Annotated in this window: 5 protein-coding genes; 4 read left to right on the forward strand and 1 reads right to left on the reverse strand. The window is 65.9% G+C overall.

From position 1 onward, the window contains the following. Nucleotides 1–63: 63 nt before the first annotated feature. Nucleotides 64–11,061, reverse strand: coding sequence for a type I polyketide synthase (locus MJO58_RS18860; RefSeq protein ID WP_239720485.1), 10,998 nt, complete (start codon nucleotides 11,059–11,061; stop codon nucleotides 64–66). 306 nt (nucleotides 11,062–11,367) lie between these two features. On the opposite strand from MJO58_RS18860, the gene MJO58_RS18865 reads away from it, so the two are divergent. The 4 genes from MJO58_RS18865 (at nucleotide 11,368) to MJO58_RS18880 (ending at nucleotide 18,840) form a co-directional block, all read left to right on the forward strand. Continuing rightward, complete coding sequence (locus MJO58_RS18865) at nucleotides 11,368–12,789, forward strand: condensation domain-containing protein (RefSeq protein WP_090604036.1); 1,422 nt, start codon at nucleotides 11,368–11,370, stop codon at nucleotides 12,787–12,789. 141 nt (nucleotides 12,790–12,930) lie between these two features. Further along, on the forward strand, nucleotides 12,931–15,930 hold the full coding sequence (locus MJO58_RS18870) for an MMPL/RND family transporter (RefSeq protein WP_239720487.1): 3,000 nt from the start codon (nucleotides 12,931–12,933) through the stop codon (nucleotides 15,928–15,930). 44 nt (nucleotides 15,931–15,974) lie between these two features. Then, nucleotides 15,975–17,090, forward strand: a complete 1,116-nt coding sequence (gene pe / locus MJO58_RS18875; protein WP_090604038.1) for an acyltransferase PE — start codon at nucleotides 15,975–15,977, stop codon at nucleotides 17,088–17,090. Between the two features lie 10 nt (nucleotides 17,091–17,100). Beyond that, complete coding sequence (locus MJO58_RS18880) at nucleotides 17,101–18,840, forward strand: AMP-binding protein (protein ID WP_239720489.1); 1,740 nt, start codon at nucleotides 17,101–17,103, stop codon at nucleotides 18,838–18,840. Nucleotides 18,841–18,888: the final 48 nt, after the last annotated feature.

Here is an 18,888-nt window from a genome sequence, read left to right on the forward strand (position 1 = left end):
TCTCGCCGCCGACGACAGGCCGCTGGTGGCCCCGGTGTGGTTCGTCGTCGACAACGGCCTGACTCAACTCGCCTCTGGCACCACGACCGATTCCGCGTCGGGTAGCTGAGCCACCAGATATTCGGCGAGCCCTCCGATGGTCGGATAGTCGAAGACCGCGGTGGCGTTGATCGTGAACTTGCCGCCGAACTGACTGTGCAATCGGTTGCGCAGTTCTATCGCCATCAGCGAATCCGTGCCCAGGTCCAGGAACCGACTGCTCGCCGCCGGCGGCTGCGCGAGCCGCAGGAAGTGCTGCACCTCGCGTTGCAGGAACTCGGTCACGAAGGCCGCGCGTTGCGGCACGGGTATCTCCATCAGCTGCTTGAGCAGCTCGCTGTCACCGGTGACTTCCCCGACGGCACTGGGCAATACGAGGTCGAGAATCGGTGGACGCGAACTGCCCAGCACCTTCGCGGCACGCTGCCAGTTGGCTTTGAGGACGGTGGCCTGGCCGGTCCCGTTCGCGACGACCTCCGCGAGCGCGCTCAGCGCTGCCGAGGGTTCCAGCGGAATCAGGCCCTGCGCGGTGATATTCGCGATTGCGGCCTCCGATGAGGCCATGCCGCCCTGGGCCCAGGGGCCGAAGTTGACACCCGTGGCGGGCAGGCCTTGCGCCCTTCGTTGCGCGACCAGACCGTCGAGCAACGCGTTGGCAGTCGCGTAGTTGGACTGACCGGGTGACCCGAACAAACTGGACACCGAGGAGGACACGATGAAGAAGTCCAGCTCGTCGTCCTTCGTCAGCCTGTCCAAGTGGCAAGCACCGAACGCCTTGGGCGCCAATGTCGTTCGGAATCGCTGCGGGGTCTGCGCAGACAGCAGCGCGTCGTCGAGCACCCCGGCCAGATGCACCACACCCGCAAGCGGCGGCAGTTCGGCGCGGATCCGTTCCAGCAGCTTGTCAACCTCGGACTCGTCGCTGACATCGGCCGCGAAGACGTGGACGCGGCATTTGAAGCGCTCGGCGATCTCCTCGATTTCGCGTTGTGCGTCCGCATCGGGTTCGCGCCGGCTGGTCAACACGATGTCGCCGGCACCCAGTTGGGCCAGATACGACGCCGTGTGCAGACCGATCGCACCGAGTCCGCCGGTGATCAAGTAGCTCCGATCTGGGCGTGGCTGAAGCGGATTCGGCATCTGCACCACGATCTTTCCGATGTGCCGGGCCTGCTGCATGCGCCGGAACGCGGCCCTCGCCTCGGTCAGCGGGTAGATCTCGGCGGGCAGTGGCGCCCATTCGCCCTTGCCCAGACCCTCGGATACCTCGGTCAACAAGCCGCGAATACGCTCGGGCTCCTGGAAGGTCACCGTGTCCAGCGCCACGATCTCGTAGGCGATGTCGGGGCGGACGTCCGCCATCTGCTCAGGTGTCCAGATGTCGCGTTTGGCGATCTCGGCGAACCGACCATTCTGCGCGGTTGCCCGCACGGTCGCCTCGAGGAATCCTTCGTTCGTCAGGCTGTTGAGCACCACGTCGACACCGGCACCGTCGGTGTCCGCGAGGATCTGGTCGGCGAAATCCGTAGTGCGCGAGTCGTACACGTACTGCACACCCAGCTTGCGCAGCGTCGCACGTTTGTAGGTGCTGGCCGTGGCGAAGACCGTGGCACCGCACTGCTGTGCCAGCTGGATCGCTGCCAGGCCGACACCACCACTGGCGGCGTGGATGAGCACCCGATCCCCGGGCTGCACCTGCGCCCAGTCGAACGCGAGCCGGACCGTCAACGCCGCGGCGGGGATGGTCGCCGCAGCGACCGCCCCCACTCCGTCGGGAATCGGCGCCAGCAGCTGGGCCGGCACGTTGAACCGGCTGGCGAACGCGCCCTGCATGAAGCCGTAGACACGCTGGCCCACCTCGAGTCCGGTGACGCCACTACCCAATTGGGTGACGGTTCCGGCGAAGTCACCGCCGATCGGTCCCGGATCACCGGGGTAGAGGCCAAGGACGTTGAGCACATCCCGGAAGTTGAGGCCGGCGGCCTCCACCCGAACCTGCACATAACCCTCGTCCGGCGCCGGTACCTCCGCCTCGGTCAGCCGCAGGTTGTCGATTGCGCCGCGTTCGGTGGGCGCCAGGACGTAGTCGGACGAGCGAGGCACCGTCAGATGACCGCTGCGCGACCATGGCAACAACCGGGAGACCAGCAGCTTCCCTTGTCGCAAAGCGAGCTCATGCTCCTCGAGGGACGAGTCCGGTGTGGCCAACAGAGCGGCCAACGCTTGCACGGCTTGCTCGGACCCGTCACAGTCGACGAGCTTGCAGCGCAAAGCCGGTTCCTCGTTGATCGCGGTACGCCCGAAGCCCCACAGCGCCGCCTGGACCGGATCAACCGGCTCGCCGGATTCGGTGGCCACGCCCCGTTCGGTCGTGATCCACAGTCCGCCAGGCAGTTTCACGCTGCCGTTTTGTGAGCCGTGTTGCACCGTGTGCACGGCACTGAGCAAGTGGGCGATCTCGGTCTCGACCCGCGCGGCGCCGTCGGTGCTCGACTCGGTTCCGCTCGGCGCGGCGCTGCGCCAGACGACGCCGGCGAACGGCAGACCACGCTCGTGGGCCTGTGCCAACAGTTCACCCAACAGCTCCGGATCAGTGTTCCGGTCGAAGGAAATGCAGCCCGCAACGTTGGCGGCCAGTTCTTCGAATCCGGCGATCAGCCAGGTGCCGCTGACGCGGCTGGCATCGTCGCTCGATGCCGGCAGCGGTACCTCGTGCCAGCCGAGGGTGTAGAGCAGCCGGGTGGCGTCGCCGCCCAGGCCGCGCAACAAGGCCTCCCGCGGTGCCCGTTTGACCGTGAACTCGCGAATCCCACCCAAGTGCCGGCCATCTCGGTCGAGGTACTCGAGATCGAATACCTGGGTTTCGCTGTCCAGCGCGCTGGCGTGCCACTTCGCCCGGCAGTAGAACCGTCGCGGCATCTTCTCCCGCAGTGTCACCTGCCCATACCGCAGCGGCAGGAACAGATCGTTGACGCCTTGTTCGGCCGCGAGGAGTGCCGGGAACGCCGGGAAAGCGACGCCGGTGCACAGGTCCATCAGCACCGGGTGCATCGGCTCGGCGCCGAGTTGCTCGGAGAGCTCTTCGCCGACGACGATGTCGCCGATCGCCTCGCCCGCACCGAGCCACAGCGACTTCAGCGAACCGGACCAGGTCGGGCCCCAGACCAACTCCAGGTCGGCGAAGGTCTCGAACAACTCTTGCGGCCGCATCCGGTTCAGCCGCTCGAGCGCTTCGTCGACCGGATCATCGTCGGATTCCGGCTCGCCGTCGGCGCCGGCAATCACCGAGCCTTCGGCGTTCAGCGACCATTCGGCGCCGCGTTCACCGTAGGGTCGGCTGTGTACCTGGAATTTCCACCCGTCGCCGCCCTCCTGCGGGTGCAGCGTCAGTTGCACCTCACGAGAACTCTTCTCGGGCAAGATGATCGGCTCGTAGAAGAAGACGTCCTTGGCCCGCGCCGGGGTACCGACCGCGGCCAAGGCCATCGCGGCATACGTCGCTCCGGGGACGACGACGGTGCCGTAGATGACGTGGTCGGAAAGCCACGGCTGAGATTTGACCGACAACCTGCTGGTGTAGACGGAGTCACCGGAGGCGAGATCTTTTGCGCTGCCCAGGATTCCGGACACCGCCGGTCCGTCGATGGCGATTCCGGACGACTTGGGCCAGAACCGGCGGCGCTGGAACGGATAGGTGGGCAGCTCGAGTCGGCGACCGGTTTGACGGTGCAACGCAGCGAAATCGGGTAGGTGCCCGCCGATGTACGCCGCGGCCTGCGCGTCAGCGATCTGGCGCCGGTCGCCGACGCCTTTGCGCAGCGACACGATCGCGCGCGGCGCCGCCAGGTGCTCCGGCCAGACCTGCACCGCAGCCGCGGTCAACACCGGTTGCGGCCCGATCTCCATCACCACCGAGCAGCCGAGCGCCGCCACGGTGCGCACACTTTCGGCGAACTGCACCGGCTGGCGGGAATGCCGGCGCCAATACTGGGCATCGAGCGGGGTCTGCGCCGTGAGCACAGCGCCGGTGCGGTTGCAGACCAACGGCAACGTCGGCGTAGCGAACTCGAATTGCGCTGCATACGACTCGAATTCGTCGAGCACGGGATCCAGCAGTTCGGAGTGGAAGGCGTGGCTGGTCTCCAGCCAGGTGCAGCGGACCCCTTCGTCGCTGAACGTGGCGACGATCTGTTCGAGATCGTCGCCCGGACCCGAGAGCACCGTGTTGGGTCCGTTGTAGGCGCCGACCGACACGTGCGGGAACTCACCGGCGATCTGCTCTACCTGCTTGGCGTCGGTGAACACCGCCACCATTCGCCCGCCTTCGGGCAGGCTGCCGAACATCCGGCCGCGCTCGGCCATCAGCCGGGCTCCGTCCTCGAGGCTGAATACACCGGCCACACAGGCCGCCGCGTACTGGCCCACGCTATGCCCCAGCACCACGTCGGGCTCGATGCCCCACGACTGCCAGAGCCTCGCCAGGCCCATCTCGATGGCGAACAGCGCCGGCTGGGCAAACGACGTGTGCCGCAGTGTTTCTTGGGCGTCCTCCGGCGCTCTACGGTCGGTGGCGAACAGCACATCCAGTAGCGGCCGCGGCAGCATGTCCTTGACCGCGTCCGCACACCGCGTCACGGTGTCGGCGAAAACCGGTTCGGTGTCGAATAATTCACGTGCCATGCCGGGATACTGGCTGCCTTGCCCGGTGAACAACCACGCCGTCGTCGGGTGGTGGGTGTGCTCGCCACGGACCACGCCGGGCCGCAGCCGGTTCTCGGCTAGTTCGGCCAGGCCCGCCCGCGCGGCCTCGACCGAATCGACGACCAGCGCGGCGCGGTGCTCGAAATGCGAACGGCCCATGCCGGCGGTGCGGCACACGTCGGCGAGGTCCACATCCGGATGTGCGCTCAGCCAGGCCTCATAGCGTTGCGCCAATGCCAGCAACGCTTCCGGTGATCGGGCCGACAGCGCGAGCACATTGACCTCGCCGGTGTCGACGGCCGCGGCATCGGGTGCCGGATCTTCGGCGGGCGATCCCGTACGGGTCGGCGCCTCCTCGATCAGCACGTGTGCGTTGGTGCCGGTGAACCCGAAGGAGCTCACGCCGGCGCGCCGTGGTCTGCCGTTGGCCTGCCACGGCGTCGACTCGCGCACCACCCGCACCGGCAACGAGTCCCAGGGGATATGCGGCGACGGCGTGTCGAAATGCAGGCTCTGCGGCAGCAATTCGTGCTGAAGCGACAACACGACCTTGATCAGACCCGCCGCGCCCGATGCCGACTCGGTGTGTCCGATGTTGGTCTTCACCGATCCCATCAGCAATGGTCGGTCCGCGGTACGCGAACCTCCGTACGCGGCCGCGGCGGCCTGCACCTCGATCGGATCGCCAAGCGGAGTGCCGGTCCCGTGCGCCTCGAGGTAGTCGACGTCCCCGCCGGCCAGACCGGCGCGGCTCAACGCTGCCCCGATGAGTCGTTGCTGCGCACCGCCATTGGGTACCGTCAGACCACTCGAAGCACCATCCTGATTGACCGCGCTGCCGGCAATGACGGCGAGGACCCGATCACCGTCGCGTTCCGCGTCGTTCAGCCTCTTGAGCACTAGAATTCCGCAGCCCTCACTGCGCACGTAGCCGTCGGCGGAGGCGTCGAAGGTCTTGCATCGGCCAACCGGCGAGAGCATCCGGGCGCGCGAGGCCGCAATAACGGTCACCGGAGACAGCAGAACATTCACGCCGCCGGCCAACGCGAGGTCACAATCGCCGGAATGCAAGGCCTGGCACGCCTGATGGACGGCCACCAGGGCCGAACTGCATGCGGTATCGATCGCCACCGCCGGCCCTTCGACTCCGAGCGCGAAGGCGACCCGACCGGAAATGGCATTGAGCGCATTGCCGGTGATGAAGTACGGCTCGATCTTGTCGATCGGCTCCGCGGACAGCAGGTGCGCATACTCGTTGGCGGCCACCCCTGCGAAGATGCCGGTTCGGCTGCCGCGCAGCGCACCCGGCGAGTACCCGGCGCGTTCCAGCCCCTCCCATACCGTTTCGAGCATCAGCCGCTGCTGCGGCTCGATCCACACCGCCTCGCGCGGCGAGATGCCGAAGAATTCCGGATCGAATCCGTCGATCTCGTCCAGGAATCCGCCGAAGCGCGTGTAGGTCTTGCCCGGTGTCTCGGGGTCCGGGTCATAGAACTCGTCGATGTCGAAGCGGTCCTCCGGGACTTCCCGGATCGCATCGACACCGCCGGACAGCAACTCCCAGAAAGCATCCGGGTCGGGTGCTCCGGGGAACCGGCACGAGACCGCGACGATCGCGATCGGTTCGTCGGTGCGCGCCGTGACCGTCGCGGCCGGCTGAGACGCCGCCGCCTGCGCGCTGAGCTCGAGGACATCGCCGAGCAGGTAGTCGGCCACATCGGACAGCCGCGGGTGATCCATCACCAGGGTGATGGGGATCTCCCGGCCCACTGTGTTCTCAATGCGGCGCCGCAATTCGACGGCCATCAGGGAGTCCATGCCGAGGTCGAAGAAACCTGCGTCCTCGCGGATCTCCGCGACATCGACCCGCGTCACCTCGGCGACCGCGTCACGCAGGTAATCGGTGAGCAGCCGCTTACGTTGCTGCAGTGGGGCATTGGTGAGTTGCTCGACGAGTTGGGTCGTGCCCGACGGCGTCACGGGCGGCACCGCATCGGGTACCTCGCGCTCCAATTCCGTCAGGAATGCCCGTCGGCCGGCCTGTTCGTAGAGCGGCAGGAAGCGGGCCCAGTCGATCCGGGCCACCACGCCCTGCGCCGACGACGACGCCGCGGCATCGGCCAACCCCGCCAGCGCATCGGCGGGTGACAGCGTACGGATGCCGCGCTGATCCAGTCGCGCACGGGACTGCGCGTCGGCCATACCCGCCGACCAGGGTCCGAAGTTGACGCTTGTCCCACGGACGCCTCGTTCGCGCAGGCGCCAGGCCAGCCCGTCGAGGAACGCGTTGGCCGCGCCGTAGGCGCTCTGACCGTATCCACCCCACACCGACGCGATCGAGGACGTGCTGAGGAAGAAGTCCAGCCCCAGGTCAGCCGCGGCCTCGCTCAAATGCCAAGCACCCCAGACCTTCCCGGCGAAGACACGATCGACTTCGGCGTCATCGAGGTTGCTCAGCGGGGTGGTGCCGATCTCGCCGGCGGCGTGGACGATGCCGGCCAACGGCGGCTGCACGCCGGCCAATAGCCGGGTGACGTCGTGGGCGTCGGCGACATCGGCGGCGATCGCTTGGATCTCGCAGCCATGCTGCGCGGCCAGTGCGTCGATGCGCTTTTGCACGTCCTCGCCGGGGGAACGGCGGCTGGTCAAGACTAGATGCTTGGCGCCGTGGGTGGCCAGGTAGCCGGCGATCTCCAGTCCGATCGAACCCAGCCCGCCTGTCACCAAATACGTTGCCTCGGGGCGTATTTCCAGCGGAGTTCCGCTCGGCTGCCCCTCCCGTCGAACGAGCCGCGGCACGTAGACGGCTTGATCACGCAGCGCCACTTGGTCTTCGCGCGACGCCGAATCGTGCGACACCGCGTCGTGCGACACCGAGACCCAGCCGATGAAGCGAGCCCACTCGTCGGCGGTGCCCTCCGCCAGATCCGCCAGTCCGCCCCAAAGCTGCGGATGTTCCAGCGACACGGCACGTCCGAAACCCCACAGCGAGCTCTGCTCCGGCGCCACGGTGTCCCCGTCGGTGACCCGCTGCGCGCCACGAGTGACCAGCCAGACGGGGGTCCGCAAGTCGGCGGCGGCCGCGGCGCGGAAAAGCCGCCGCGTTCCGCCCAGAATCCGGTGTTGCATGCGCAACAGCGACTGCATCGACGGCGCGGTCTTGAATCCGAGATCCGCGTCGACCGCCGCGACGCTCACGATGCGAAGCGGCAAATCCTGGGCCGCCGCAGCGCGCAACGTGTCGGCGAGCTGTTCCTCGTCGGCGTCGGATGTCGGCAATCCGAGGAACCGATGCTGCTGTCCGCGTTGGATGAGTTCGTTGACCAACGGCGCAAGCGCCGGGCAATCCTCGCCGATCAGAAGCCAGCTGGCTCCCTCGCCGGCTCCCACACCGGAAGGCGCGGCAGCGGCTTTCTTCCACCGGATCTCGTAACGGTCGTCGGCGATGGACCGGGTGGTGCGTTCTTGGTTATGTTGTGCCGCAAGCTTGGCCAGTACACGCACGGTTTGAGGATCGTCGCAGTCGGCGTCGAGCAGGGCCACCAGCTCCTCGATCCGGCCCTCCTCGAGCAGGCGGACGGCTTCGGTACGCGGGCCGCCGGGCTGCTGTCGTGGGTCGGGACGGTCCCGGTCGTCGCGGAACCAGTATTGGCGATGCTCGAACGGATAGGTGGGCAGGTCCAATTTGCCCGTGTGCGCCCGCCGGAAGGCGGCGAATTCGGGCAGGTGGCCCACCACATACGCTTCGGCAACGGCTTCGGTGATCTGTCGATGGTCGGCGGTGTTGCGCCGCAACGATGCGATCGCCCGCGGCACGGTGGCCGGGTCGGGCCAGCAGCTCAGCGCGGCCGCGGTAAGCACCGGTCGCGGGCCGACCTCGAGCAACACTTTGCAATTGAGCCCGGCCAGGGTGTGCACGCTCTTGGCGAATTGCACTGGTTGACGTGCGTGCCGGCGCCAGTAGGCACCGTCGAGCCGCACGCTGCGGCCGAGCGCGGCGCCGGTTCGGTTGTCAATCAAAACCCGTTGTGGTGCAGCGTAATTGAACCGATCCGCAAACGACTCGAAGTCGTCCAGAATCGGGTCCAGCAGGGCCGAGTGGAACGCGTGGCTGGTGTCTAGCCAGTCGCACCGCACACCGTCGGCCGCCAGTCCAGCGACCGCCCGCTCCAGATCCCCTGCGGGCCCAGATAACACGGTGTTCGCGCCGTTGTAGGCGGCGACCGACAGTCTCGGGAAATCATTGGTCAGGTTCTCGACACGGCCGGCGGCGGTGAACACCGCGACCATCCGGCCGCCGGCGGGCAAGCTTGCGAAGAGACGACCGCGTTCGGCCATCAGCACCGCGCCATCCTCGAGACCGACCACGCCCGCGACGCAGGCCGCCGAATACTGGCCGACGCTGTGCCCCAGCACGATGTCCGGCTCGAAGCCCCACGACTGCCAAAGGCGGGCCAGGCCCATCTCCACCGCGAACAAGGCGGGCTGTGCGTAACGAGTCTGCCGCAGCATCGCTTCGCTATCGGGGCCGTCGATATCGAAAACAACTTCCAGCAATGGCTTTTCGAGAATCGAAGCGACCGCGGCCGCGCAGCGATTCAGCGTCTCGGCGAACACCGGCTCGGTGTCGAACAACTCCCTTGCCATGCCGGGGTATTGGCTGCCTTGGCCGGTGAACAGCCACGCCGTCTTCGGTGTGTCATGGGATTCGCCGCGGAACAAACCGGGCGCCGGGCGATCGTCGGCGAGTGCGCCGAGCAGCTCCATCGCGGATTCTCGCGAATTGACCACCAGCGCGGCGCGGTGCTCCAAGTGGGCCCGCCCCGTGCCCGCGGTGAAGCAGACGTCGGCCAGGGTGGCCTCCGGGTGCGCGCTCAACCAGTCGCGGTATTCGCCGGCGAGCCGCACCAACGCGGCGGGCGTTCGGGCCGAGAGCGGAAGAAGGCTGAACCGTCGGTCCCCGGGCTGCTCAACCGGAACCGGCGCGGCGAGGGGCGCTGCCGCAGGCACGGGGGCCTCGGAGAGGATGACGTGAGCGTTTGTCCCCGCGAAGCCAAATGAGCTGATCCCGGCAATGCGCGGCCGACCGTTGCGTTCCCAGGCAGTGGCCTCGTCGACCACCTGCACCGCAAGCCGGTCCCAGGGAATATGCGGCGACGGGTTCTCAAAGTGCAGGTGCCGCGGCAGTAACTCGTTCTCGAGCGCGAGAATAACTTTGATCACACCCGCGATACCCGCGGCCGCTTCCAGGTGACCGATGTTGGTCTTCACCGAACCCATCAGCAGCGGTTGGCTGGCTTCACGGCCGGCGCCGAGCGCCGCACCGGCGGCCTGGGCCTCGATGGGGTCGCCCAGCGATGTCCCGGTGCCATGCGCTTCCAAGTACCCGACGTCGCGGGGTTCGAGGTCGGCGCGCTTCAGCGCCTCCGCGATGACCCGTTGCTGGGCAACGCCGTTCGGCACCGTCAATCCACCCGATGCGCCGTCCTGGTTGATCGCGCTGCCGCGGATCACGGCCCGAATCCGGTCGCCGTCGCGAATCGCGTCGTGCAGGCGCTTGATCACGATGACGCCGCATCCCTCGCCACGCACATAACCGTCGGCGGCCGCGTCGAAGGTCTTGCACCGGCCGTCCGGCGCGAGCATGTGAGCGCTGGAGAACGTGATCATGGTTGCCGGGGTGAGCAGGACGTTCGCACCCCCGGCCAGCGCGAGGTCGCATTCTTTGAGGCGGAGCGCTTGGCACGCCTGATGGATTGCCACCAGCGACGAGCTGCACGCCGTGTCGACGGCGACCGCGGGACCCTGCAGCCCCAGCCGATAGCTGATGCGGCCCGCCGCAGCGGCATTTGACGTACCGATGGCCATGTAGGCCTCGATCTCGGGGTAAGTCAGTTCGTCGGACGCCATTCCGAGGTAGTCGTGGGTGGCCAGACCGACGAACACACCAGTGTTGCTGTTAGCCAGGGCCGTTGGCGCGGTGCCCGAATGCTCCACCGCACGCCATGCCGTCTCCAGCAAGATCCGGTGCTGCGGGTCCATCAATCTGACCTCGCGCGTCGACATATTGAAAAACGGCGCGTCGAAGCCCGCCACATCATCGACGAATCCCGCCCGACGCGTCACGACCTTGCCCGGTGCGCCGGGTTCTGGGTCGAAGAATTCGTCGACGTCCCAGCGGTCCTGCGGCACCTCGGATATCGCGTCCCGGCCGTGCCGCAACACATCCCAGAACTCATCCGCGTCCGCGGCACCCGGAAAACGAGCGGCGTAGCCGACGATCGCAAAACCCGAAGCCGGCTCGTCTTCGACGGATGCCATTTCCTTGACCTCCCCTGCGTTGGCGAATGAAGACTGGGTCCCCACGGGCGGCCCGGTTGCGCTTCAGAGTCAATTTCCGAAGGCCAGCACTGCAATTGCAGCACCCGCACCGCGCAACGGCGGCCACTGTGTCCGCCGCTCTGCGCCTCCCGCCCGGCCGTTCGATCGCCACCATCGCACGCCGGACCCGTGAGTGAGTGTAGGCCGTGGCCCGCGCGTGTCCGCGGAGGCAATCGCCCGGCGGGTTATCTTGGTGGCTCCGCCAGTGGCCGGACCGGGACCGTTTACACCGAGGGGGATGTAGTTTTGCGCATCGGGAAAATCACGATCGGCGCGCTCGATGATTGGACGCTGACTCCGGGCTCGGTCACTTCGTGGCACCCGACGGATGCGGCAAAAGACAAGGTCCGACAAGCGCCGGTCAGCTCGGTGCCGGTCAGTTACATGCAGGGCCAGCATCTTCGGAACTACTGTGAGCGGACAGCCGCGGGGCTGAACTTCTCCCGGCAGATCATCGCGACCTGTGAGTTACCTGGGACTTGTGATGTCGCGGCGATGAACCATGCGGTCAACGCCTATCTGCGGCGACACGACACGTTCCGCAGTTGGTTCGAGCACACCGGCACCGGTGAGTTCGTCCGGCATACGCTGCGCGATCCGGCTGATATTGAGTTCGCGCCAATCAACCACGGCCAGATGACAGTTGACGAGATACACGCTCATGTCGTGGCCATACCGAACCCGCTGCAGTGGGGCTGTTTCACCTTCGGGATCATCCAAAACGAGAGCCATTTCACATTTTTTGCCGCGATGGATCACGTGCACGGGGACGCGACGCTGATCGGCACAACGATGATGGAAGCCAACGGAATGTATTCGGCGTTGAGCAGCGGCGGTGAGGCGCTGGCTCTTCCCGATGCCGGTAGCTTCGACGATTTCTGCACCCGCGAACGCGAGTACACGTCGACGCTGACCCTTGATTCGCCCGAGGTACGCGCGTGGATTGACTTCGCCGACAACAACAATGGCGGTTTCCCAGAATTCCCGCTCCCACTGGGCAACCCGTTGGAGTCCAGTCGCAGTCAGATGACCTCCGAACTTCTGATGGACGTGGCCCAGACGGAGCGATTCGAATCCGCCTGCACCGCCGCCGGGGCACGCTTCGTCGGTGGCCTGTTCGCCTGCTTCGCCCTGCTGGAGCATGAGTTCACCGGCGCTCTGACGTATTACGGTCTCACCCCTAGAGATTCGCGGACGGCCGCGGACAATTTCATGACACAGGGCTGGTTTACCGGCTTGATTCCAATCACCGTGCCCATCGCCGCCACCTCTTTCGGTGATGCGGCATGGGCAGCGCAGGCCTCTTTTGATTCCGGTCTGGACATGGCGAAGGTGCCGTACTACCGCGTACTGGAATTAGCGCCGTGGTTGCGCTGGCCGCGGCCAAACTTTCCGGTGTCGAACTTCTTTCATGGCGGCGCTGCTCCGCTCAATGCGATTCTTGCCGCGGCCGACCTGGGCCTCGCGGAAAATATCGGGATCTATCCCGACGGCCGGTATTCCTATCAGCTGACCATTTATGTATTCCGGTACGGCGAGGGCACCGTCATGGCGATCATGCATCCCGACAATCCGGTCGCCCTGAAATCCGTACGCCGCTACATGGCGGCGATGAAGTCCGTGTGCGGCCGGGTCGCTGGCAGCGGGCACTGGGGGCGCGTCGCGTAGCGTGAGTCCATCCGAAGCTAGAGCTTTTCTGCAGTGCGCGAACTCCGGTCGGGCACGGTACGAACGAGCGCGGCGTGACAGAGCGTCGGCGAGCGGCGCCGGCGGGCGCACCCGACTGCGCCGACCAGGGGCGAGGACGATATGCGACGGCTGACCGATTTCGTGGTGCGGTGGCCCTGGGTAGTGATCGGGCTCTGGGTCGCGGTGGCGGTCGCTCTTCCCCTGACTTTGCCCTCGCTGGGCGAGATGGCCCAGAGGCATCCGCTCGCGTTACTGCCCAACGACGCGCCGTCGAGCATCAGCGCGCGCGAGATGACCAAGGCGTTTCACGAATCAGGTTCAGAGGACCTGTTGTTGGTGGTGCTGACGGACGACAAGGGGCTCGGCCCGGCCGACGAAGCCGTCTACCGCAAACTGGTGGACACGCTGCGCCAAGACACCCGAGATGTCTTGATGGTGCAGGATTTCATCAGCACGCCGCCGCTGCGCTCGGTCGTGACCAGCAAGGATCACAAAGCGTGGGTGCTACCGGTCGGCGTCGCCGGCGAGCTGGGCACACCACAGTCCTACGCCGCGTTCAACCGGATCAGCGACATCGTCACACACTGCGTCGCGGGAACGCCCCTGACGGTCAACGTCACCGGCCCCGCAGCGACCGTCGCCGACCTCACGGTCGCCGGCGACAAGGACCGGCTTCCGATCGAGCTGGCGATCGCCGTTCTGGTGCTGATCGTCCTGCTGGTGATTTATCGCAGTGCGGTCACGATGCTGCTGCCGTTGCTGACGATCGGGATATCGCTGGTCATCGCGCAGGCGGCGGTGGCGGCTTACTCCCTGTTTACCGGAGCCGGCGTCTCGAACCAGTCCATCGTATTTCTGAGCGCCATAATGGCGGGCGCCGGAACGGATTACGCGGTCTTCCTGATCAGTCGTTATCACGACTATTTGCGCTCGGGGGCGGATTCCGATCAGGCGATCAAACGCGCGATGATTTCGATCGGCAAAGTCATCGGCGCATCCGCCGCCACCGTCGGCATCACTTTTCTCCTGATCAGCTTTGCCCGAATGGGAGTGTTCAAGACGGTCGGCGCGTCGTCGGCGATCGGGATCGGCGTCGCCTTCCTCGCCGCGCTGACACTGCTGCCGGCGATTCTGGTAATCGCGGGGCCGCGCGGCTGGGTCAAGCCACGTCGCGAACTGACCGCCCGGTTCTGGCGGCGTTCGGGGATCCGCATCGTGCGACGGCCCAGGGCCAATCTGGTCGCCAGTGTGCTGGTGCTGATCATCCTGGCCAGCTGCGCGGGGCTGGTGCGCTACAACTACGACGACCGCAAGGCCCTGCCGGCGTCCGCTGCTAGCTCCGTCGGCTATGCCGCGCTGGATCGGCATTTCCCGGTGAATCAATCCATTCCGCAGTACATCCTCATCCAATCGCCGCATGACCTTCGCACGCCGAAAGCCCTGGCGGACTTGGAGCAGATGGCGGACCGAGTCAGCCAACTGCCGAATATCGCTGCGGTCAGCGGCATTACGCGTCCTACCGGAAACGTGCCCGAACAATTCCGGGCCACCTATCAGGCGGGTGCCATCGGCACCCTGCTGGCCGGCGGGTCCACCATGATCAACGACCACACCGGTGATCTCAACCGGCTGGTCGCGGGGAGCGGCACGCTGGCCAACAGCCTCGGCGAGGTCCGCGGGCAGGTCAGCCAGCTCGCGGCCAGCTTGGAGGAACTGCAAAGTGCCTTCTCGTCGGCGAAGAGCCAGTACAGCGGCGACGCGCTGGTCAAACAGGTCGACATCGCGGCCCAGCTCGTCGATCACGTCAACTCGCTCAGCAACGCCATGGGCTGGAATTTCTCGGCAGCCAGGAACGTGTTCGCCTGGATAGGCCCGGTGCTGGCAGCGCTGCAGGGCAACCCGATCTGCGATGCCGATCAATCGTGTAGCGCGACTCGCGGGACGTTCGAGCAGCTGGTCGGTTCCCGCGATCAGGCGGACCTCGACGCGATCAACGATTTGGCCCACCAACTTCAGGATTACCAGGACAAAAGGGCACTGAAGTCGTCGACGGACCGGGTGCGCGCCGCGCTGGGGAAGCTCACCAAGGTGATGCATTCGATGGGCATGGACAAACCCGGTGGCCTGCAAGCGAATTTGAATAGCGTGCAAGACGGCGCGAACCGGCTCGCCGGCGGCAGCCGGCAAATAGCCGACGCCGTGGCTGCGCTCGTCGACCAAGTCAAACAGCTCGGTTCCGGGCTCGGTGAATCCGCGGCATTCCTGTTGTCACTCAAACGCGATGCGGCACAACCGGCCATGGCGGGATTCAATATCCCGCCCCAGCTGCTGCACTTAGAGGAGTTCCAGAAGGCGGCCAAGGTATTCATTTCGCCGGACGGCCACTCGGTGCGGTATTTGGTTCAAACCAAACTGAATCCGTTCAGCACCGAAGCGATGGATCAGGTCAACGCGATCACTGCGGCCGCGCGCGGAGCACAACCGAATACCGCGCTGTCCGACGCCACGATTTCGATGGCGGGGTACACCGTTGGTCTGAAGGACACCCGCGACTATTACCAGCACGACATCCGGTTCATCATCGCGGTAACCCTGCTCGTCGTACTGGTGACCTTGATCGCACTGCTTCGTGCGATCGTTGCGCCGCTGTATCTGGTTGCTTCCGTAGTCATTTCCTATTTATCGGCGGTAGGTATCGGCGTACTGGTATTTCAATACCTACTGGGCCAGCAATTGCATTGGAGCGTGCCACCGCTGGCGTTCGTGGTGCTGGTCGCGGTCGGGGCCGACTACAACATGCTGCTCGTTTCGCGAATGCGTGAGGAGTCTGGACACAGCATGCGCTACAGCATCATTCGTACGCTCAGTTCGACAGGCGGCGTGATCACCGCCGCTGGCCTGATCTTCGCTGCGTCGATGTGCGGTCTGTTGTTCTCCGGCATCGGCACCGTGGTCCAGGGCGGTTTCGTGATCGGGGTGGGGATTTTGCTGGACACCTTCTTGGTGCGCACCGTCACGGTTCCCGCCATCGCCGCGCTGGTCGGGCGGGCGAACTGGTGGCCATCGCGAGTGGTCGTGCGCCGACGCGCCGAGCCGCAACCGGTTAGGGGGTACGCATGATCTATGTGAGACTACGAGACGAATCCGAGCGGTCAGGATCAGGAATGAAGAAGCTACTTGCAGGAGTTTCGGCGTTGGTAACTGTCGGCGCCACAGGGTATTTCGGCGTCGGAACCGCGTCGGCTGACGACACGCCGATCGGCGGACCGCCGACCCCCGGCGCGCCGGGTGACCAGACCGCATTCGCACTCGGCGGCGCTCACGTGCTGGGCATCCCCTACGACGAGTACATCCGCCAAGAGGGCGCGCAGTGGTTCCCCGGCCAGCAGCGCGAAATCGTCCGCTACCCGGCGGGCCAGGTCCAGGGCCACGTGCTGGAACGGCTCTTTCCGGGCATCGGCCGCTTCGATGAACTCTTCCCGGGCCTGGGTCTGGACGGCCCCAGCGTCGGCGAGTCGGTCGACGTCGGAGTAAACAACCTCGATGCGGCGATCCGCGCCGGTCGCCCCGGAACCGCGATCGGTTTGTCCGAGGGCGGGTTCGTGGTCGACGGCGAGCAGGCGCGGCTCGCCAATGACCCGACCGCTCCCCCACCGGACCGGCTGAATTTCGCCACCTTCGGCGACCCGATCGGGCGCCACGCCTTCGGTCAGAGCTTCCTGAGCGCCATGTTCCCGGTCGGCAGCACCGTCCCCGCTCTGGACTACACCATGCCGCCGCCGTACGAAAGTCAGTACGACACAAACAGGTTCGTGGCCGCGTACGACTCGATCGCGGACTTCCCCGACCGGCCCGACAACCTGTTCGCGCTCGCCAATACGCTGCTGGGCCTGGCCACCGGTCACACCGCGGTCGCCTTTACGAATCCGAGCATGGTGCCGCCGCAGAACATCAGGACGACGATCAACTCCAGGGGCGCCAGGGACACGACGATCATGGTCCCCGAAAAGCACCTTCCGCTTGTCATGCCGCTGAAATACGTCGGGATCGACGAAGACACGCTCAACAAGCTCGACGCGATCCTGATCCCCCGGGTGAACGCGGGCTACTCGCGAAACGACGACCCGGCGACCGCTCCGGTTCAGGTCGACCCGGTGCACGGGTTTGACCCAGCCGAAGTCACGGCACCGGCCAACCAGGCGACGTTCGGCGGCGGCGCAGATCCGCTGTCACAGATTGTCGCCGGTGCCACGTCCGTGTTGTCCCACGGCACCGGCTGACAACGCGCGTATGTCCGGATCATCGATTCTCGCCATGTTGCATGGGCGCGCCAGCCTGCGGCCGGATGACGTGGCGTACACGTTCACCGACTACGAGGGTAACTGGGAGGGCGTTCGCGAGAGCCTCTCGTGGTCGCAGGTATCTCGCCGAACACTCAATGTGGCAAGCGATCTCGGTCCGCACGGGTCGGTCGGAGACAGGGCGGTCATCCTGGCCCCCCAGGGTCTTGACTACATCGCGGCGTTCCTGGGATCCATGCAGGCGGGGCTGATCGCCGTTCCACTTCCGCTGCCGCATCGCGGCTCGAGTCACGAGCGGGTAAGCGCTGTGCTGACCGACACGTCGCCATCGGTGGTGCTCACCACATCCGCCTTCGCTGAAGACGTCGCCGAATTCGTCGACCAAGCACATATGGACGATGTGCCGAAGATCGTCGAAATCGATTCGCTGAATCTAGACGCCGACGTCGAAACAAGCGCTCGGACAGCCGATTTGCCGAGCATCGCGTACTTGCAGTACAGCTCGGGTTCGACCCGAACGCCGACCGGCGTGCGGATCTCGCACCGAAACCTCGAAGTGAATTTCGAGCAGCTGATGCACAGCTTCTTCGCGGCCTCGCGAACCACAATCCCGTCGGACCTCACCCTCGTGTCGTGGTTGCCCTTCTACCACGACATGGGTCTGGTGCTGGGAGTCTGCGCTCCGATCCTGAGCGGCCATCGTGCCGAGTTGACCAGTCCGGTCGGATTCTTGGAGCGACCGGCCAGGTGGGTACGAGCGCTGGCCGAAAATCCGCACACCTGGTCGTCGGCGCCCAACTTCGCCTTCGACTTGGCCGCTCGCAAGACCACCGACAAAGACCTGGCCGGGCTCGACCTCGGCGGGGTGCTGGGCATCATCAGCGGCGCCGAGCGTGTCGAGCCGGCCACCTTGCGGCGCTTCGTAGATCGGTTCGCGCACTTCAACTTTCAAGACCACATGATGCGTCCTTCCTACGGCATGGCCGAGGCCACCGTGTTCGTCACGGCCGGCATCTGGAGTGAATCGTCGCCAGCGGCGCACTTCGATGCCGAAGCGCTCGGCGCGGGCCGGGTTGAGCCGTGCCCAGCCAGGAAGGGCACGGCGCTGGTCAAATACCGGGTACCGCAATCCCCTACGCTGCGCATCGTCGACGGTGAGACCAATCGGGAATGCCGAACGGACTCGATCGGCGAGATCTGGGTGCATGGCGAGAATGTCGCCGACGGCTATTGGCGCAAGCCACCTTCCGAGCAGCGCTGCTTTGGCGCAACGCTCGTCGACCCGTCGCCCGGCACACCGGATGGTCCGTGGTTGCGGACCGGGGACCTGGGTTTCATCTACTCCGGTGAGCTGTTCATCGTCGGGCGCATCAAGGATCTGTTGATCATCCGCGGGCGCAATCACTATCCCGAGGACATCGAGACCACGATCCAACAGATCACGCGTGGCCGGGTCGCGGCGATTGCGGTCCCGGTGGATGGTACCGAGCAACTGGTTACCGTCGTCGAGCTCAAGAAGCGAGCCGACTTCGACGAGGACGCTAAGCGATGGCTCAGCGGTGTCAAACGCGAGGTCACCTCGGCGATATCCAATGCGCACGGTCTCAATGTCGGGGACGTCGTGCTGGTAGCCGCCGGGTCGATCCCCACCACGACGAGCGGCAAGATCCGCCGCGCCGCCTGCGTCGAGCAGTATCGCCGGGACCAATTCATTCGGCTGGACGCCTAAGACCCCGACCAGTACGCGCGTTGCACCCTTCGCATAATGGTTCCACCC

The organism is Mycobacterium lentiflavum (assembly GCF_022374895.2).
Classification (GTDB): Bacteria; Actinomycetota; Actinomycetes; order Mycobacteriales; family Mycobacteriaceae; genus Mycobacterium; species Mycobacterium lentiflavum.

Bases quoted from the DNA above. Each gene is read 5' to 3' on its own strand.
- pe (WP_090604038.1), top strand. From the start codon at position 15,975: ATGAAGAAGCTACTTGCAGGAGTTTCGGCGTTGGTAACTGTCGGCGCC.
- MJO58_RS18870 (WP_239720487.1), top strand. From the start codon at position 12,931: ATGCGACGGCTGACCGATTTCGTGGTGCGGTGGCCCTGGGTAGTGATC.
- MJO58_RS18880 (WP_239720489.1), top strand. From the start codon at position 17,101: ATGTCCGGATCATCGATTCTCGCCATGTTGCATGGGCGCGCCAGCCTG.
- MJO58_RS18860 (WP_239720485.1), bottom strand. From the start codon at position 11,061: ATGGCATCCGTCGAAGACGAGCCGGCTTCGGGTTTTGCGATCGTCGGC.